This is a genomic window from Pseudomonas sp. Arb-4-2C, from assembly GCF_055755015.1.
Genome location: NZ_CM146899.1, coordinates 2,724,801 through 2,739,238 on the forward strand (window position 1 = coordinate 2,724,801; position 14,438 = coordinate 2,739,238).

The following is a 14,438-nucleotide window of genomic DNA, read 5'->3' on the forward strand; positions in this document are numbered from 1 at the left end:
GATCTTGAAAAAGACCAGAAGATCGCAGCCTTCGCCAACCGCTACAAGGGGTTGATGTACAACAGCACGTAATCGTTCTTGTCGAAGCTACCCGTCACCACCGGTTGCAGGCCGGCCAGCGCGGTGCCTTGCAGTGTTTGCAGGTCCTTGCTGTCCATCATCAGCCACGCCGGGCCCTTGATGGTTTCGAGTTGCTGCACCGTCTCGGTGAACTGCGGCTGCAGGTCGTGCTCGACGTTGACCATGAACTTGATCGCCTTGGCGTCTTTGCCCATGCCGTGCAGCACCAGCGGTGCCGGGTTGGCCTGGACTTGAGCGAACGCGGCGCGACTGAACGTCTGCGTGTCATACAGACGCCGCTCCACCGGCTCGAACACCGCGGCATACACCGTCCACAACGCGAGAACCGAGCACAGTGCCAACACTTCGGCACGCCAGCGCGGGAACAGTAAACGCGAAAGCGCGAGCAATTGCAGGACGCCCAGCACGACCAGTATCAGGGTGAGGCCGTTCAGTTGCTCGGGAAACCGCCGCTTGGCCACCAGCAGAACCACCATCAGCAAACCCGGCGTCAGCAGCCACAGCCCCTGAATCAAGCCGCGCAATACCCGGAACACCCGCCCGTGCAGTACCTGGAACGGGTAGGCTGCGATGATCGCTGCCATTGGCAGCATCGGCAGCAGGTAACGCGCCTTCTTCGCCTGCGGAATCGATAGGCCGACCATCACGATCAGCCCGGCGGCCGCGCAGTATTGAACCAGGCGCAACGCCGGACCACGTTGATGCGGTTTGCTCAGCCAGGTCGCGGCCAACGCGAGGATCGCCAACGGATACGCCAGCGCGTAGTTGCCCATGGAACTGGTGAAGTAATACAGCGAGCCGCTGACGCCTTCACTGCCATCCATGCGCCCCATGAACTGCATGCGAATCACGTCCTGCAAGAAGGCTTCGCCACCGCTGAGCTTTGCCAGCCACAACAGCAGGCCGACGCACGCGGCGAGCAGGATCGAGGCGAGCACACCGAACACCAACAGGCGTTTCCACTCACGGTTGAGCAGAAAGTAGCTGCAGAGCATGCCGGTCGGCACCACGAGGCCGATTGGCCCGCGAATACCAAAGCCCAGCAACAGCAGAACAAAGATCAGCGGCGAGCGGCGGCGGGAGCCGAAATGGTCGTGCGCGTAGCCCAGGTAAAACACCGACAGGGCCACGGCGGCGAGCATCAGGTCCTGCGATACGGCGCGCACTTCGGTGATGAAGGTGCTGGTGAGCATCAACAGCGCAATGCTGATCAACGCCCAACGCTGCGAATGCACCGCCAGCAAGCGGTACATCAAAGTCACGATCACCGCGCCGGCAATCGCGCTGGGCAGCCATGCTGTCAACGTGTTGACCGCGCCGAAGGGCAGCGACAACAACCAGATGAACAGCGTCGAAACCGCCGAATAATCGGCGTATGGCTGGCCGTAGGTGGTCGGGAATACCGTAGGCCCGTGTCTCAACATCTCTTGGGCAAACAGTACGAAGCGTGAATCGAAGCCAATGGGAGCCTGTCCGTAAACCCCGGCTATAAACAGCAACAGTGCCAGCAGCCCTGCGATCAGGGACTGCCGGCGGATGACAGGCGACAACGTGATCAAGCGACGTCCACGGAGTTAGGCCACTGTTGCAGCGGGATCGGCAATTTGCGCGAATCACCACGGCCGATCGGGAAGTACTTGAAGCCGTTGCGCGCCAGACGTTCGGCGTCGTACAGGTTGCGGCCGTCGAAGATCACCGGGGCTTTCAGACGTTGCTCGATCAGGTCGAAATCCGGCGCCTTGAACTGCTGCCATTCGGTGCAGATGATCAGCGCATCGGAGCCCGACAGCACCGATTCCGGGGTGCCCATCAGCATCAGTTTTTCTTCGTTCGGGTACAGATGCTGGGTTTCCTGCATCGCTTCCGGGTCGAACGCGCGCACGCTGGCGCCAGCGGCGAACAGCGAGTCGAGCAATACACGGCTTGGCGCATCGCGCATGTCATCGGTGTTCGGCTTGAACGCCAGGCCCCACAGGGCGAAGGTCTTGCCGCGCAGGTCGCCCTTGTAGAACGCGTTGATGCGGTCGAACAGCTTGTGCTTCTGCCGCTCGTTGATCGCCTCGACCGCTTGCAGCAGGTCGCTGGAGCAATGGGCCTGCTCGGCGCTGTGGATCAGGGCGCGCATGTCTTTGGGGAAGCACGAGCCGCCGTAACCGCAGCCCGGGTAGATGAAGTGATAACCGATGCGGGTGTCGGCACCGATGCCCTGACGGACCGACTCGATGTCGGCGCCCAGGTGTTCGGCCAGTTCGGCGATCTGGTTGATGAAGCTGATCTTGGTCGCCAGCATGCAGTTGGCGGCGTATTTGGTCAGTTCGGCGCTGCGCAGGTCCATGAACATGATGCGGTCATGGTTGCGGTTGAACGGCGAGTACAGGTCGCGCATCACGTCGCGCACTTCGTCACCTTCACAGCCGATGACGATGCGGTCCGGACGACGGCAGTCGGACACCGCCGAACCTTCCTTGAGGAATTCCGGGTTGGAGACGATATCGAACTGCAGTTGACGGCCAGCCTTGTCCAGCGCGGCCTGGATGTGCGCGCGCAGGGTATCGCCGGTGCCGACCGGTACGGTGGATTTCTCCACCAGAATCAGCGGCTGCTCACGATGACGCGACACGGCGTCACCCACCGACAGCACGTACTTCAGATCGGCCGAGCCGTCTTCGCTGGACGGCGTACCGACCGCAATGAACGCAACGCGACCGTGTTGCACAGCGAGTTTTTCATCGGAGGTGAAATGCAGGCGGCTGGAGTCCAGGCCTTCGCGTACCAGGCTCGAAAGCCCCGGTTCAAAGATGCTGACGTGACCCTGGCGCAGCAGTTCGACTTTCTTCTGGTCGATGTCCATGCACACGACGTCGTGACCGACTTCGGCCAACACGGCGGCCTGCACCAGACCGACATAACCGCTACCAAATACTGTGATTTTCATGGAGCACTCCTGAATTCGGGCGCACGAGACGGACGAGTGTTAATAGTGATGACCCCGAGCATGACCAGTGCCACGCCCAGTGATTTAGTGAGACTGAATGATTCGTTGAACAGCGGCAGACTGGCCGCCAGCAGATAAACCAGCGCGTAACTGATGCTCAGCAGCGAATAAGCCCGACCCAGCGGCAGATCGCGCAGGGCGGCGAGCCAGCAGAGCATCGACAGCGCGTAAGCCAGAATGGCCACGAACACCACGCCCAGCGCGACAAGGTCGACGCTGCCGGCAGTGAGCGCCGACCACCATTGTTCCGGCTGCGGCAGGCGCGTCATGCTCCAGCGCATGCCCAACTGGGCACCGCTGACCAACAGCACGCTGCCCAGAGCAAAAGCGATTCCACGTCCCTGACTCATGAGTGTTGCCCCAACAGCACCACACCGCCGATCACCAGGGCGACGCCCAGCCAATGGCGGCGGTCGACCGGTTCACGGAAGACAAACCGTGCGATCAGCGTGATCAGTACAAAGTTGAGGCTGAGCATCGGGTAAGCGATGCCGACTTCCAGCCGTTGCAGGACCAGCAGCCAGACCAGCAAGCCGCTGCCCAGCGCCACAAGTGCCAGCCACAGCCAGGGCGAACGCAGTTTGTCCGCCCAGGATGAGTCGACCCCGCGCCAGCTCTCAACCGCGTATTTCTGCGCAACCTGACCCAGGCAGGTCAGCAGGCATGCCGTCAGCAGCAAGATCCAGCTCATGACGGGTCCTTGGGCAGAACCATGATCACCAGATTGCCTTGCTCGTAGCGGGTACCGTCCTTGGGCAACAGGTCGACTTCGTGCAGCTCGTCATCGCCCTTGACCCGCATGACCACGCCGACCGAACCGGTACGACGGGCATCACGCATCCAGGCTTGCACCTTGTCGGTGGTGATCCGCTGTTCGGCGCCTTCCGGGTAGGACAAGCCGTACTTCAACTCGCCCACGGTGTTGTACAACGCGACGTTTGGCCGCTGCAGACGCCAGGCCAGCGCCGAGGCCGCGCCCAGGTCGTTGCTCAACAAGTGAGTGGTGCCGGACAACTCGTCCAGGTGATGCAGGATGAACTGGTCCGGAGTCTTGTTGGACACCACGGACTTGGGCAATGCCGCCGGCAGGACACCGATCAGCAGCAGGCTGCCCAGCGCCGGTGCCGCCCAGCATTGCAACGGCAGGAACGCTTGCGCCAGGTTGGCGATGATCCAGCCGATCAGTGCAATGAACACCAGCACCATGCTGTGCAGTTCGTGGTCATACACGGGCTTTTTCAGTTGCAGATAAACCAGCGCAATCAGCAGCACAATGCCCAGCAGCAGATTGAGCAGGCCGTTGATGCTCAAGGCACGGCCCTGTTCAAGGCGCAACCGGTCCGCCAGCGCATTGCCCAGCAGCAACGCCATCGGCAGCAGGCAAGGCAGGATGTAGGTCGGCAGCTTGCCGTTGCTCAGGCTGAAAAACAGCAGTGGCATCAGCAACCACAACAGCAGGAACGCAATGGCCGGTTGAGCGCGGGTTTGCCAGGCTTGCTTGAAGCTGGTCGGCAACAGACCGACCCACGGCAAGCTGAACGCCACCAGCAACGGCAGATAGAACCACCACGGCGAATCATGCTGGGCATCGTCGCCGGCAAAACGGCGAATGTGTTCATGCCAGAAGAAGAACCGCCAGTAGTCCGGTTCATGGGAATGAACCGCCAGTGCCCACGGCAGGCTGACCGCAATCGCCACTACGATCGCCACCGGACCGAAGACCAGCAGCTCACGCCAGCGCTTTTGCCAGAGCATCCACGGCAGGGCGATCAGTACCGGCAGCGCCCAGGCGAGAAAACCCTTGGTCATGAACCCCATGCCGCACGCCAGGCCCAGTACCGCCCACGCTGCGAAGCGTTGCCCGCCAGAGCGGCTGTCCAGCGCAAACCACAGCGCGACGAGGCTCAGGTTGACCCAGAAGGTGAATTGCGGATCGAGGTTGGCGTAACCGGCCTGGCCGGCAACAATGGTGAAGCTCATGTAGAGCAGGGCGCAGACAAAGCTCTTGCGTGGGTCGTTCCATAACCGGCGAGCGATCAGGTAACCCAGCAAAACGCTCAAACCGGTGCTCAGCGCCGAAGCGAAACGCACGCCGAACAGGTTCTGTCCGAACAGTTCCTGACCGATGGCGATCATCCAGTAGCCGGCAATCGGTTTTTCGAAGTAACGCAGCCCCATGAAGTGTGGCGAAACCCAGTCCCCGCTCAGCAGCATGCTCTGGCTGATTTGCGCGTAACGGGTTTCATCGGGAATCCACAAACCATGGGTGCCCAGCGGCAGCAGATACGCCAGCAGGCAAAGTACTACCAGCAACGGCAATGCCCAGCGTTTACTCATGCGCCTTGCACTCCCAGCCAGCCTTCACGGCCTTCAAGTGCGCCGCGTTGTACGTGGCCCACGGGCAAGGTGTTGAAAAACTCGGGCAACAAGTCGCCCAGTGGTTTGAAGTCAATACTGCGCTGGCGTGCAGCGGCCAGCAATTGACGAAAGTCCTGAGCCATCAGAATCCCTTCTACTTCGGCATGAATGGTGTAGACGTTGAGTGCTTGCTGACGGAACCGGTCGAGGATGAAGGCGTTGAAGTCCTTGGCAGCCACGGTCGGACCGACGACTTCATCGAAGGTCGGCATGTCCACCGGGATTTGCGGCGCGCCCGGTGTGCCATCAGCCAGCAGCGGACGGAACAGGCTCTGCCCGCGGCAATCGCTGTTGTAGCGAAAGCCGAAGGTTTGCTTGGCCTGGATCACGCGTTCGTCCGCACGCCAACCGGCGGAGGCCGAACACTGGATCTTTTCCCCGAGAATATCGCTGAGGGTGTCGACACCCCGACGGATCTGTTCGATCAGTTGCGCCTCGCTCCAGCGCCCGGCGTTGGCCTGCCAGCCATGGTGATCCCAGGCGTGCAGGCCGACTTCGTGACCGGCGTCCCGGGCCTGACGCATCAGGTGCCCGAGATCGCGACCAATCGGTTTGCCTGGCCAGGCAGTGCCGGCCAGCAGAATGTCCCAGCCGTACAGGCCGGCAGCGTTGGAACGGAGCATTTTCCAGAGGAACTGCGGGCGGATCAGGCGCCACAGATGCCGGCCCATGTTGTCCGGGCCGACACTGAAGAAAAACGTTGCCTTGACCTGAGCCTCGTCGAGCATCTCCAACAGTCGCGGCACACCTTCACGGGTGCCACGGTAGGTGTCGACATCGATACGAAGACCTGCCTGCATTACTTCTTGTCCGCGATTTCGAGCATGGCTTCACGCAGGAAGAAGTCCAGGGTATTGCCGATGGTCTCGCGCATTTCCACGCTCGGCTCCCAGTTCAGCAGGCGCTTGGCGTTGGCAATGCTTGGCTTGCGGTGTTCCACGTCCTGGTAACCGGCACCGTAGAACGCCTTGCTTTCCACGTCGCGGAAACCGGCGAACGGAGGGAAATTGTGACGCAGCGGGTGCGCTTCGAACTGACGCAGCAGCTCTTCGCCCAACTGGCGGATGCTGGCTTCGTTGTCCGGGTTGCCGATGTTGATGATCTGGCCGTTGCAGACATCGTTGTCGTTATCGATGATGCGGGCCAGTGCCTCGACGCCATCAGCGATGTCGGTGAAGCAGCGCTTCTGCTCGCCACCGTCGAACAGACGGATTGGCGTGCCTTCGACCAGGTTGAGGATCAACTGGGTGATGGCGCGGGAGCTGCCGATACGGGCCGAATCCAGACGGTCCAGGCGCGGGCCCATCCAGTTGAACGGACGGAACAGGGTGAAGTTCAGGCCTTTGGCGCCGTAAGCCCAGATCACGCGGTCCAGCAGTTGCTTGGAGACCGAGTAGATCCAGCGCTGCTTGTTGATCGGACCGACGATCAGGTTCGAGCTGTCTTCGTCGAAGTTCTTGTCCTGGCACATGCCATAGACTTCCGAAGTCGACGGGAAGATCACGCGCTTGTTGTACTTGACGCAGTAGCGAACCAGTTTCAGGTTCTCTTCGAAGTCCAGTTCGAATACGCGCAGCGGGTTGCGGGTGTATTCGATCGGGGTGGCGATGGCCACCAGCGGCAGGACCACGTCGCATTTCTTGATGTGGTACTCGATCCACTCGGAGTGAATGCTGATGTCGCCTTCAACGAAGTGAAAGTTGGGGTGGCTGCGCAGACGCTCGATAGCGTCGGAACCGATGTCCAGACCATAGACTTCGTAGCGGTCGTCACGCAGCAGACGCTCGGACAAGTGGTTACCGATGAAGCCGTTGACACCGAGGATCAGCACGCGGGTGCGACGTGGTGCACGACCGGACTCGGCACCGCGCAGCAGCGAACCGTCAACCAGACCCAGTTCGTTGGCCAGTTGCGGGCCGCTGAGGTACAGACCGTTGTCGTTGCGCTGACCGGCGTTGATCACCAGCGAGTCTTGACCGCAGGCAATGCGCAGCGGATCGACGCTGATCACGCGGCCGGGTGCCTGGCCTTCGTTGCCTTTGACGACTTCGGCGCTCCAGACGATCAGTTTATGCTCGCCCACAGCGCAGAAGGCGCCCGGGTAAGGACGGGTGACGGCGCGAACCAGGTTGAACAGTTCTTCGGCCGGTTTGGCCCAGACCAGTTTGCCGTCTGCCGGGGTACGACGGCCAAATACGGTGGCCTTGGATTCGTCCTGCGGGGTTTCGGTGATCTTGCCTTGCAGCATGTTCGGCAGGGTGTCGCGCAGCAGGTCGCTGGCGGCCGTGCGCAGTTTGGCGTGCAGGGTCAGGCCGGTGTCGCTGCGCTCGATGGCAACGCGCTGCTGGGCGACGATGGCGCCGGCATCAGCACGTTTGACCATGCGGTGCAGGGTGACGCCGGTTTCGGTTTCGCCGTTGACCAGCACCCAGTTCGCCGGAGCGCGGCCACGGTAGCGTGGCAGCAGCGAGCCGTGCAGGTTGAACGCGCCTTTTTTGGCCAGGGCCAGCAGTGGCTCGCTCAGCAGGTTGCGATAGTAGAAGGAGAAAATGTACTCCGGGTCCAGCTTGGCGATGCGCTCGATCCACAGTGGGTGGTTGGCGTCTTCCGGCGCGTGCACCGGGATGCCTTTGCTGGCGCACAGTTGTGCAACCGATGCATAGAAAGCATTTTCTTTCGGATCATCGGCGTGAGTGAACACTGCTGCAATGTCATAGCCGCTGTTGAGCAGGGCTTCAATGCCGGCGCAGCCAATATCGTGGTAGGCGAAGACAACAGTTTTTGCACTCATGAGAGAACCTGATCGGAAGTGGAAGAAGTAGCGGTAGAAGAAAGACCATCAACGGTGACGGCAGGGGCCGGATCGGCCGGCTGGCTGCGCAACACCTTTTCGATGAAGAAACGTGGGCGGGCACGCACATCGCTGTACATACGGCCCAGGTATTCACCCAAAAGCCCCATGCCGATGAATTGACCACCGGTAAACACGAACAGCACGGCGAACAGCACGAAGGTACCGTCGCCGGCCCAACCGGCACCGAAGGCCAGACGCAGAATGATCAGTGCAACGGCGAACAACACACCCAGGCCGGCCATGGCAAAGCCGACGATGCTCAGCAGGCGCAGCGGGGTGGTGGTCATGCAGGTGACCAGATCGAACATCAGGTTGATCAGGCGCATCGGGCTGTATTTCGAGTCGCCGTGTTCACGCTCGGCGTGGGCCACGACGATTTCGGTGGTGTGACGGGCGAAGCTGTTGGCCAGTATCGGGATGAACGTGCTGCGTTCGCGGCAGGCGAGCATCGCGTCGATGATGGTGCGGCGGTAGGCGCGCAGCATGCAGCCGTAGTCGCTCATGGCCACGCCGGTGGAGCGTTGCACGGCAAGGTTGATGAGCTTCGACGGATAACGGCGCAGGGCCGAATCCTGACGGTTACCACGCACGGTGCCGACCACGTCGTAACCTTTTTCGGCCTCGGCCACCAGTCGTGGAATTTCTTCTGGCGGGTTCTGCAGGTCGGCGTCGAGGGTAATCACCACGTCGCCCTTGCACTGTTCGAAACCGGCCATGATCGCCGCGTGCTGACCATAGTTGCGGTTGAGAATGACCGCCACGAACGGGCTGTTTTCACGGCCGGCGGCTTCTTCGAGCATGTTCGCCGATTCGTCACGGCTACCGTCGTCGACCAGCACGATTTCAAAATCGTGATTCAGCTGACGGCAGGCCGCTTCGGTACGGCGCAGCAGTTCCGGCAGGCTTTCCTGTTCGTTGTAGACCGGGATGACGATCGACACACTGCGGATTGGATAAGGTTTCACAGGCGTTTTTCCATGATTTGTTCGATGGCACCGACCACGCGGTCAAGGTCTTGACCGGTCATGTCGGGGAACAGCGGGATCGAGCACAGCCGCGCCGAGTTCCATTCGGTATTGGGCAGGTACAGGTCTGGGTCACGCTGGCGATACCAGGTGTGCAGGTGGGTGGCAATGAAATGGATACCGGTGCCGATGCCCTGATCCTGCAAAGCTTTCATGAAGGCTTCGCGGTCCATGCCACAGCGCTCGCTGTCGATGCGCAGGATGAACAGGTGCCAGGCGTGTTGCTGGGCGTAGGCGGGCAGGGCCAGCGGTTGCACCGGCAGGCCTTCGAACCTTTGCAGGTAGTGGGTGGCCAGTTCGGTGCGACGGGCGTTGATTTCGTCCAGGCGTTGCAGCTGCACCAGGGCAATCGCGGCGTTGATGTCGGCCAGGTTGTATTTGAACCCCGGCTCCATCACTTGCGCCTGCGGCTTGCGGCCACCGGTCAGACGGTCGTAGGCATCGACGCCCAGGCCGTGGAATTTGAGCATGCGCACGCGGCTGGCCAGCGCTTCGTCGTCGGTGACGAACATCGCGCCTTCGGCGCAGGTCATGTTCTTGATCGCGTGGAACGAGAAGATCGCGGTGCCTTGCGAGCCGACGTGACGCCCCTTGTAGCGGGTGCCCGCAGCATGAGCGGCATCTTCGATGACCGGGATGCCATGCTTGTCGGCCAGGGCATACAGCGGATCGAGATCGAATGCGGCGCCGGCGTAGTGCACCGGGATGATCGCCTTGGTGCGCGGGGTGATGGCCGCTTCGATGCGCGCAGCGTCGGTCATCAGCGTATCGCGGTCGACATCGACGAACACCGGTTTGGCGCCGAGCAGGGAAATCATGTTGGCGGTCGACACCCAGGTCTGCGACGGGGTGATGACTTCATCGCCCGGGCCGATGCCCAACGCCAGCAGGGTGATGTGCATCCCGCCGGTGGCCGAAGACAGTGCCACGGCATGTTTGCTGCCTACGTATTGCGCGAATTGTTCTTCGAGTGCCTGATTTTTTGGCCCGGTCGTGATCCAGCCTGAGCGTAAAACCTGCTCGACAGCTGCAATTTCTTCTTCGCCGATACTAGGGCGGGAGAAGGGGAGAAACGCCTGAGACATGGGCACCTCGTAACGGATAATGATGGACAGATCCCTCTGATTTTCATCGGATCCAATTCCAGAGTAGACGCAAAAAAAGGTTTTGCATCAAGCGTTTGCCTAAAAGACAGGACGTCGGGAGCTGGTTGACTTTTCAGGCGTTGCCCGGCAGGTTGGGCGATATCGGCTGAGGATCAGTCGGGCCCAAGGTTATTCCCGATTTTGTGAAAGGAATATGAAAAACCGGTCGGTGAATCATTTATCTCCCCTTCATACAGCCACTGTTCAGGCTTGCAGCGTTTATCGCGGCGCTTTTTTGCTAAGTCCGACAGAGTCACGCGTGTTTTATATTAAGTAGATTGCAGTTGTTAGTTGTTGTGTTGAACAGTTTTTAATCAAGGCCTTTCGTTTGATTGACTTACCCGCTTTACCTGCCGTTACCCCGAAAACCAACCCTATGTCCTTGTATCTGGCTCGTTTGGCCCCTTCCAGCCAACTCACCATGCGTTACGTTTTACAAGACGCTGCCGACCGTCTGGGGTTCGAAGACATGAATGTCGAAGAGATCCCGTGGCACGCGTTGCAACCGGAAGATGTCGTGGCGTTAGTCGCTGCTTTGCGCGAAGACAACTACGCGCCCAATACCTCGTCACTCTATGTAAATGCGGTGCGTGGGGTAATGAACGAAGCGTGGCGCATGAGCCTGATTACTCAGGAACACCTGCTGAAGATGCGTTCGGTAAAAGGCATCGCCGGCACCCGGTTGTCGCAGGGGCGTAATCTGAAACGCACGCTGATTCACGAATTGATGGAAGTCTGCGCCGCCGACCCGCGCCCGCAGGGCCTGCGCGATGCCGCAGTGATTGCACTGCTGTACGGCACCGGCATGCGCAAGTCGGAGTCAGTGGATCTGGACCTGAACCAGGTCGATTTCAGCGAGCGCAGCCTGTGCGTCACCGCCAAGGGCAACAAGCAGTTGATCAAGTACGCCCCGGCCTGGGCCTTCGCCAAACTCGATGCCTGGCTTGAGTTGCGCCGTTCGCAGCTCAAGGAAGGCGAGAGCGACGATGCTTTCCTGTTCAACCGCATTCGCCGTGGCAGCCACATCACCCGCGAGCGCATCACCAAACACGCGATCTATTACATCGCCCGTCAGCGCGGCACGCAGGTGGGGGTGAAGATCATGCCTCACGACTTCCGTCGCTCGTTCATCACCCGGGTGATCGAGGAGCACGATCTGTCGATCGCGCAGAAACTTGCTCACCACAGCAACATTCAAACGACCGCCAATTACGATGTCCGTGATGACAACGAACGGCGGCGGGCGGTGGACCGCTTCGACCTGTGATCAGCGCATGTCAAAAACGTGCGCTGCACCGAGAATCGACAACTGCACGGCGCTACCGGCCGGTGGCGCATGCATGCCGGTACTGCGCACCAACAGCGAACGCCCGATGTCCTGAGCGGCCTGCGGGCGCAGTTCGACGGTCAGGGTGCAGGTGTTGCCCCCGAAATCCCGCTCGGTCACGACCGCATGGCAGCCTTGGGTCTCGGCAGGAACCTCGCAAATCTGCAGTTGCTCGGGCCGCAGCATGATCTGCGCGCTGCCGGCAAAACCGTTGGTGTTGACGGCCACACGCCCGAGATCGCAATGCGCCCAGCCGGACTCGATCCGCGCTGGCATGACCACGGCTTCGCCGAGGAAGTGCGCCGTCTGCTCGTCGCTCGGATAGCGATAAAGGTCCATCGGATGCCCGGATTGCACCAGGCGACCGCCGCGCATCACCGCCAACTGGTCGGCGAACGACAACGCTTCGCTTTGATCATGGGTAACCAGAATGGTGGTCACCCCGGCGTTCTCCAGCAGCCGTGCCACCATTTTGCGCATGGCCCCGCGCAAACCGGTGTCGAGCGCTGAAAACGGCTCGTCGAGCAGCATCAGGCGAGGTTGTTGGGCCAAGGCCCGCGCCAGCGAAACACGTTGCTGCTGGCCGCCGGACAATTCGTGAGGCCAGCGCGTCGCCATGTTGGCGTCCAGCGCTACGCTGTCCATCAACTCAAGGATGCGCTGGTTTCTCTCGGTGCCGGTCTGGGTCAGGCCGAAGCCGATGTTGGCGGCAACGGTCATGTGCGGGAACAGCGCGCCGTCCTGCGGCACATAGCCGATCTGGCGTTGATAGGCTGGCACCGCGTGAGTGCTGTCGACCAGCACTTCGCCGTTGAGCGACAGGCTGCCGGCATCGGGAAACTCGAACCCGGCAATCATCCGCAACAAGGTGGTTTTGCCGGACCCGGACGGCCCGACGATGACCGTACGGCTGCCCGAAGGCACTGAGAGGCAGATATCATCCAGCGCGGTCTGCGCGCCGAAGGCTTTGCTGAGGGAGGTGATTTCGAGAGCGTTCATCGGCCAGCCGTACGTCTTGATTGGTGATAGAGAATGGCCGTCAACGGCAGCGAGAGCACGATCATCAGCAGGGCGTAAGGCGCTGCGGCGGCGTAGTCGATTTCGCTGGTCATGGCCCAGAAACCGGTGGCCAGGGTGCGCGTGCCGTTAGGCGCGAGCAGCAGGGTGGCGGTCAATTCATTGGTGATCGCCAGAAACACCAGTGCCGCGCCGGCAGCCGCTCCCGGCGCAGCCAGGCGCAGGGTGATCAGCCACAGGGCGCGCACGGGGGATCGGCCGAGGCTTTGGGCGATGTTTTCCAGCTCTACCGGTGCCTGTGCGAAACCGGCGCGCAGGCTGACCAGCGCGCGCGGCAGGAACATCAGCAAGTACGCCAGCAGCACGGTAAGGGTGGTCTGGTAGATCGGCCGCGCAAAGTGAATGGTGACCGTCACCAAAGCCAGCGCCACAACAATGCCGGGCAGCGAACTGGTGATGTAATTGCAGCCTTCGAGCAAGCGCTGCAATCGGCCGGGAGCACGGATCGACAGCCAGGCTATCGGGATCGCCGCCACAGTGGTCAATAGCGCGCCAGCGACACCCAATGCCAACGTTTGAAGCAGCGCCGGCAGCCACTCGCCACCTTCCCAGACCTCTACGCCACCGGCAATCAGCCAGCGGCCCAGCGTCAGCAGCGGCACGCCGAGGGCCAGCAGGCAGGTGACGATTTGCAAGCCGAGGCCAAAGACCATCGCACCGCGACTCAAGCGCACCGTGCGCTGCTCACGGGCGCTGCCCGAACCGACCCGGGCGTAGCGCGCCTTGCCACGGGCAGCGGACTCGGCGCTCAGCATTGCCAGGCAGCAAAGTGCCAAGACTCCGGCGAGCATGTTCGCGGCCGGGCCGTTGAAGGTCGATTTGAACTGGTCGAAGATGGCCGTGGTGAAGGTGTCGAAACGGATCATCGCGTACAGGCCGTATTCGGCCAGCAAGTGCAGGCCGACCAGCAACGCACCACCGCAGATTGCCAGCCGCAGTTGCGGCAATACCACGCGCAAGAACACCGCCCGGGGTTTGAGTCCGAGTGATTCGGCAACGTCTTCAATGGCTGGATCGAGACGACGCAACGTCGCGGCCACCGGCAGATAGAGAAACGGAAAGTACGCAATCACCGACACCAGCACCCCGGCCGGCAATCCGTGAATCGAAGGCATCAGGCTGACCCACGCATAGCTGTGGACGAACGCCGGGACCGCCAGCGGCGCTACCGCAAGCAATGACCAGAGGCGTCGCCCGGGCAGATTGCTGCGTTCGGTCAACCAGGCCAGCGCCGTGCCGAGCACCACGCAGATGGGCAGGGTGATCAGCACCAGCAGAACGGTGTTGATCAGTAATTCGGCCACGCGTGGGCGAAACACCATGGCTTCGATGGTTGCCCAGCCGGTGTACCACGACACGCCGATCACGAATCCGATCGGCAGCAGCGACAGCAAGGAAACGATAATCGCCAGAACGACCACCCACGATCCCCCTCGACCAGTGAGGGCGCGGGTGGCACGTGAGCGCTGGGCGAGGGATGCCGAAGCAACCCCCGCCGGCAGGGTTTCAGGCATCA

12 protein-coding genes are annotated in these 14,438 nt (G+C 61.3%); 1 reads left to right on the plus strand and 11 read right to left on the minus strand.

The genetic code is table 11. From position 1 onward, the window contains the following. Positions 1–41 precede the first annotated feature (41 nt). From AC0J41_RS12215 to arnB, 9 genes are read right to left on the minus strand one after another with little or no spacing between them, the layout of a single operon-like run. On the minus strand, positions 42–1,640 hold the full coding sequence (locus tag AC0J41_RS12215) for an ArnT family glycosyltransferase (RefSeq protein WP_473015724.1): 1,599 nt from the start codon (positions 1,638–1,640) through the stop codon (positions 42–44). Further along, positions 1,637–3,016, minus strand: a complete 1,380-nt coding sequence (locus AC0J41_RS12220) for a UDP-glucose dehydrogenase family protein (RefSeq protein ID WP_025109807.1) — start codon at positions 3,014–3,016, stop codon at positions 1,637–1,639. Before AC0J41_RS12220 ends, AC0J41_RS12215 begins: the two co-directional genes overlap by 4 nt. Next, the gene (gene arnF / locus AC0J41_RS12225) at positions 3,013–3,426 is read right to left on the minus strand and encodes a 4-amino-4-deoxy-L-arabinose-phosphoundecaprenol flippase subunit ArnF (RefSeq protein WP_025109806.1); all 414 of its coding nucleotides are present in this window, start codon (positions 3,424–3,426) and stop codon (positions 3,013–3,015) included. Before arnF ends, AC0J41_RS12220 begins: the two co-directional genes overlap by 4 nt. Next, positions 3,423–3,767, minus strand: coding sequence for a 4-amino-4-deoxy-L-arabinose-phosphoundecaprenol flippase subunit ArnE (arnE, locus tag AC0J41_RS12230; RefSeq protein WP_025109805.1), 345 nt, complete (start codon positions 3,765–3,767; stop codon positions 3,423–3,425). Before arnE ends, arnF begins: the two co-directional genes overlap by 4 nt. Continuing rightward, positions 3,764–5,413 (minus strand): lipid IV(A) 4-amino-4-deoxy-L-arabinosyltransferase, encoded by a 1,650-nt coding sequence (gene arnT / locus AC0J41_RS12235; RefSeq protein ID WP_025109804.1) that lies wholly within the window; start codon positions 5,411–5,413, stop codon positions 3,764–3,766. The genes arnE and arnT overlap by 4 nt, the downstream gene beginning before the upstream one ends. After that, positions 5,410–6,294 carry a 4-deoxy-4-formamido-L-arabinose-phosphoundecaprenol deformylase gene (gene arnD / locus AC0J41_RS12240; protein WP_025109803.1) on the minus strand — a complete coding sequence of 295 codons (885 nt, stop codon included), beginning with the start codon at positions 6,292–6,294 and terminating at the stop codon, positions 5,410–5,412. The genes arnT and arnD overlap by 4 nt, the downstream gene beginning before the upstream one ends. Further along, positions 6,294–8,285: a bifunctional UDP-4-amino-4-deoxy-L-arabinose formyltransferase/UDP-glucuronic acid oxidase ArnA gene (gene arnA / locus AC0J41_RS12245; RefSeq protein WP_473015725.1), complete on the minus strand. Its 1,992-nt coding sequence runs from the start codon at positions 8,283–8,285 to the stop codon at positions 6,294–6,296. Before arnA ends, arnD begins: the two co-directional genes overlap by 1 nt. Next, positions 8,282–9,313, minus strand: coding sequence for an undecaprenyl-phosphate 4-deoxy-4-formamido-L-arabinose transferase (gene arnC, locus AC0J41_RS12250; protein WP_025109801.1), 1,032 nt, complete (start codon positions 9,311–9,313; stop codon positions 8,282–8,284). The genes arnA and arnC overlap by 4 nt, the downstream gene beginning before the upstream one ends. After that, positions 9,310–10,458: a UDP-4-amino-4-deoxy-L-arabinose aminotransferase gene (gene arnB, locus AC0J41_RS12255; RefSeq protein WP_473015726.1), complete on the minus strand. Its 1,149-nt coding sequence runs from the start codon at positions 10,456–10,458 to the stop codon at positions 9,310–9,312. The genes arnC and arnB overlap by 4 nt, the downstream gene beginning before the upstream one ends. A gap of 436 nt (positions 10,459–10,894) precedes the next feature. Between arnB and AC0J41_RS12260 the strand changes: the two genes are divergently transcribed. After that, on the plus strand, positions 10,895–11,785 hold the full coding sequence (locus AC0J41_RS12260) for a site-specific integrase (RefSeq protein WP_029977511.1): 891 nt from the start codon (positions 10,895–10,897) through the stop codon (positions 11,783–11,785). On the opposite strand, the gene AC0J41_RS12265 is transcribed toward AC0J41_RS12260, so the two are convergent. Then, the gene (locus AC0J41_RS12265) at positions 11,786–12,844 is read right to left on the minus strand and encodes an ABC transporter ATP-binding protein (protein WP_473015727.1); all 1,059 of its coding nucleotides are present in this window, start codon (positions 12,842–12,844) and stop codon (positions 11,786–11,788) included. Then, complete coding sequence (locus tag AC0J41_RS12270; RefSeq protein ID WP_473015728.1) at positions 12,841–14,436, minus strand: ABC transporter permease; 1,596 nt, start codon at positions 14,434–14,436, stop codon at positions 12,841–12,843. Before AC0J41_RS12270 ends, AC0J41_RS12265 begins: the two co-directional genes overlap by 4 nt. Positions 14,437–14,438: the final 2 nt, after the last annotated feature.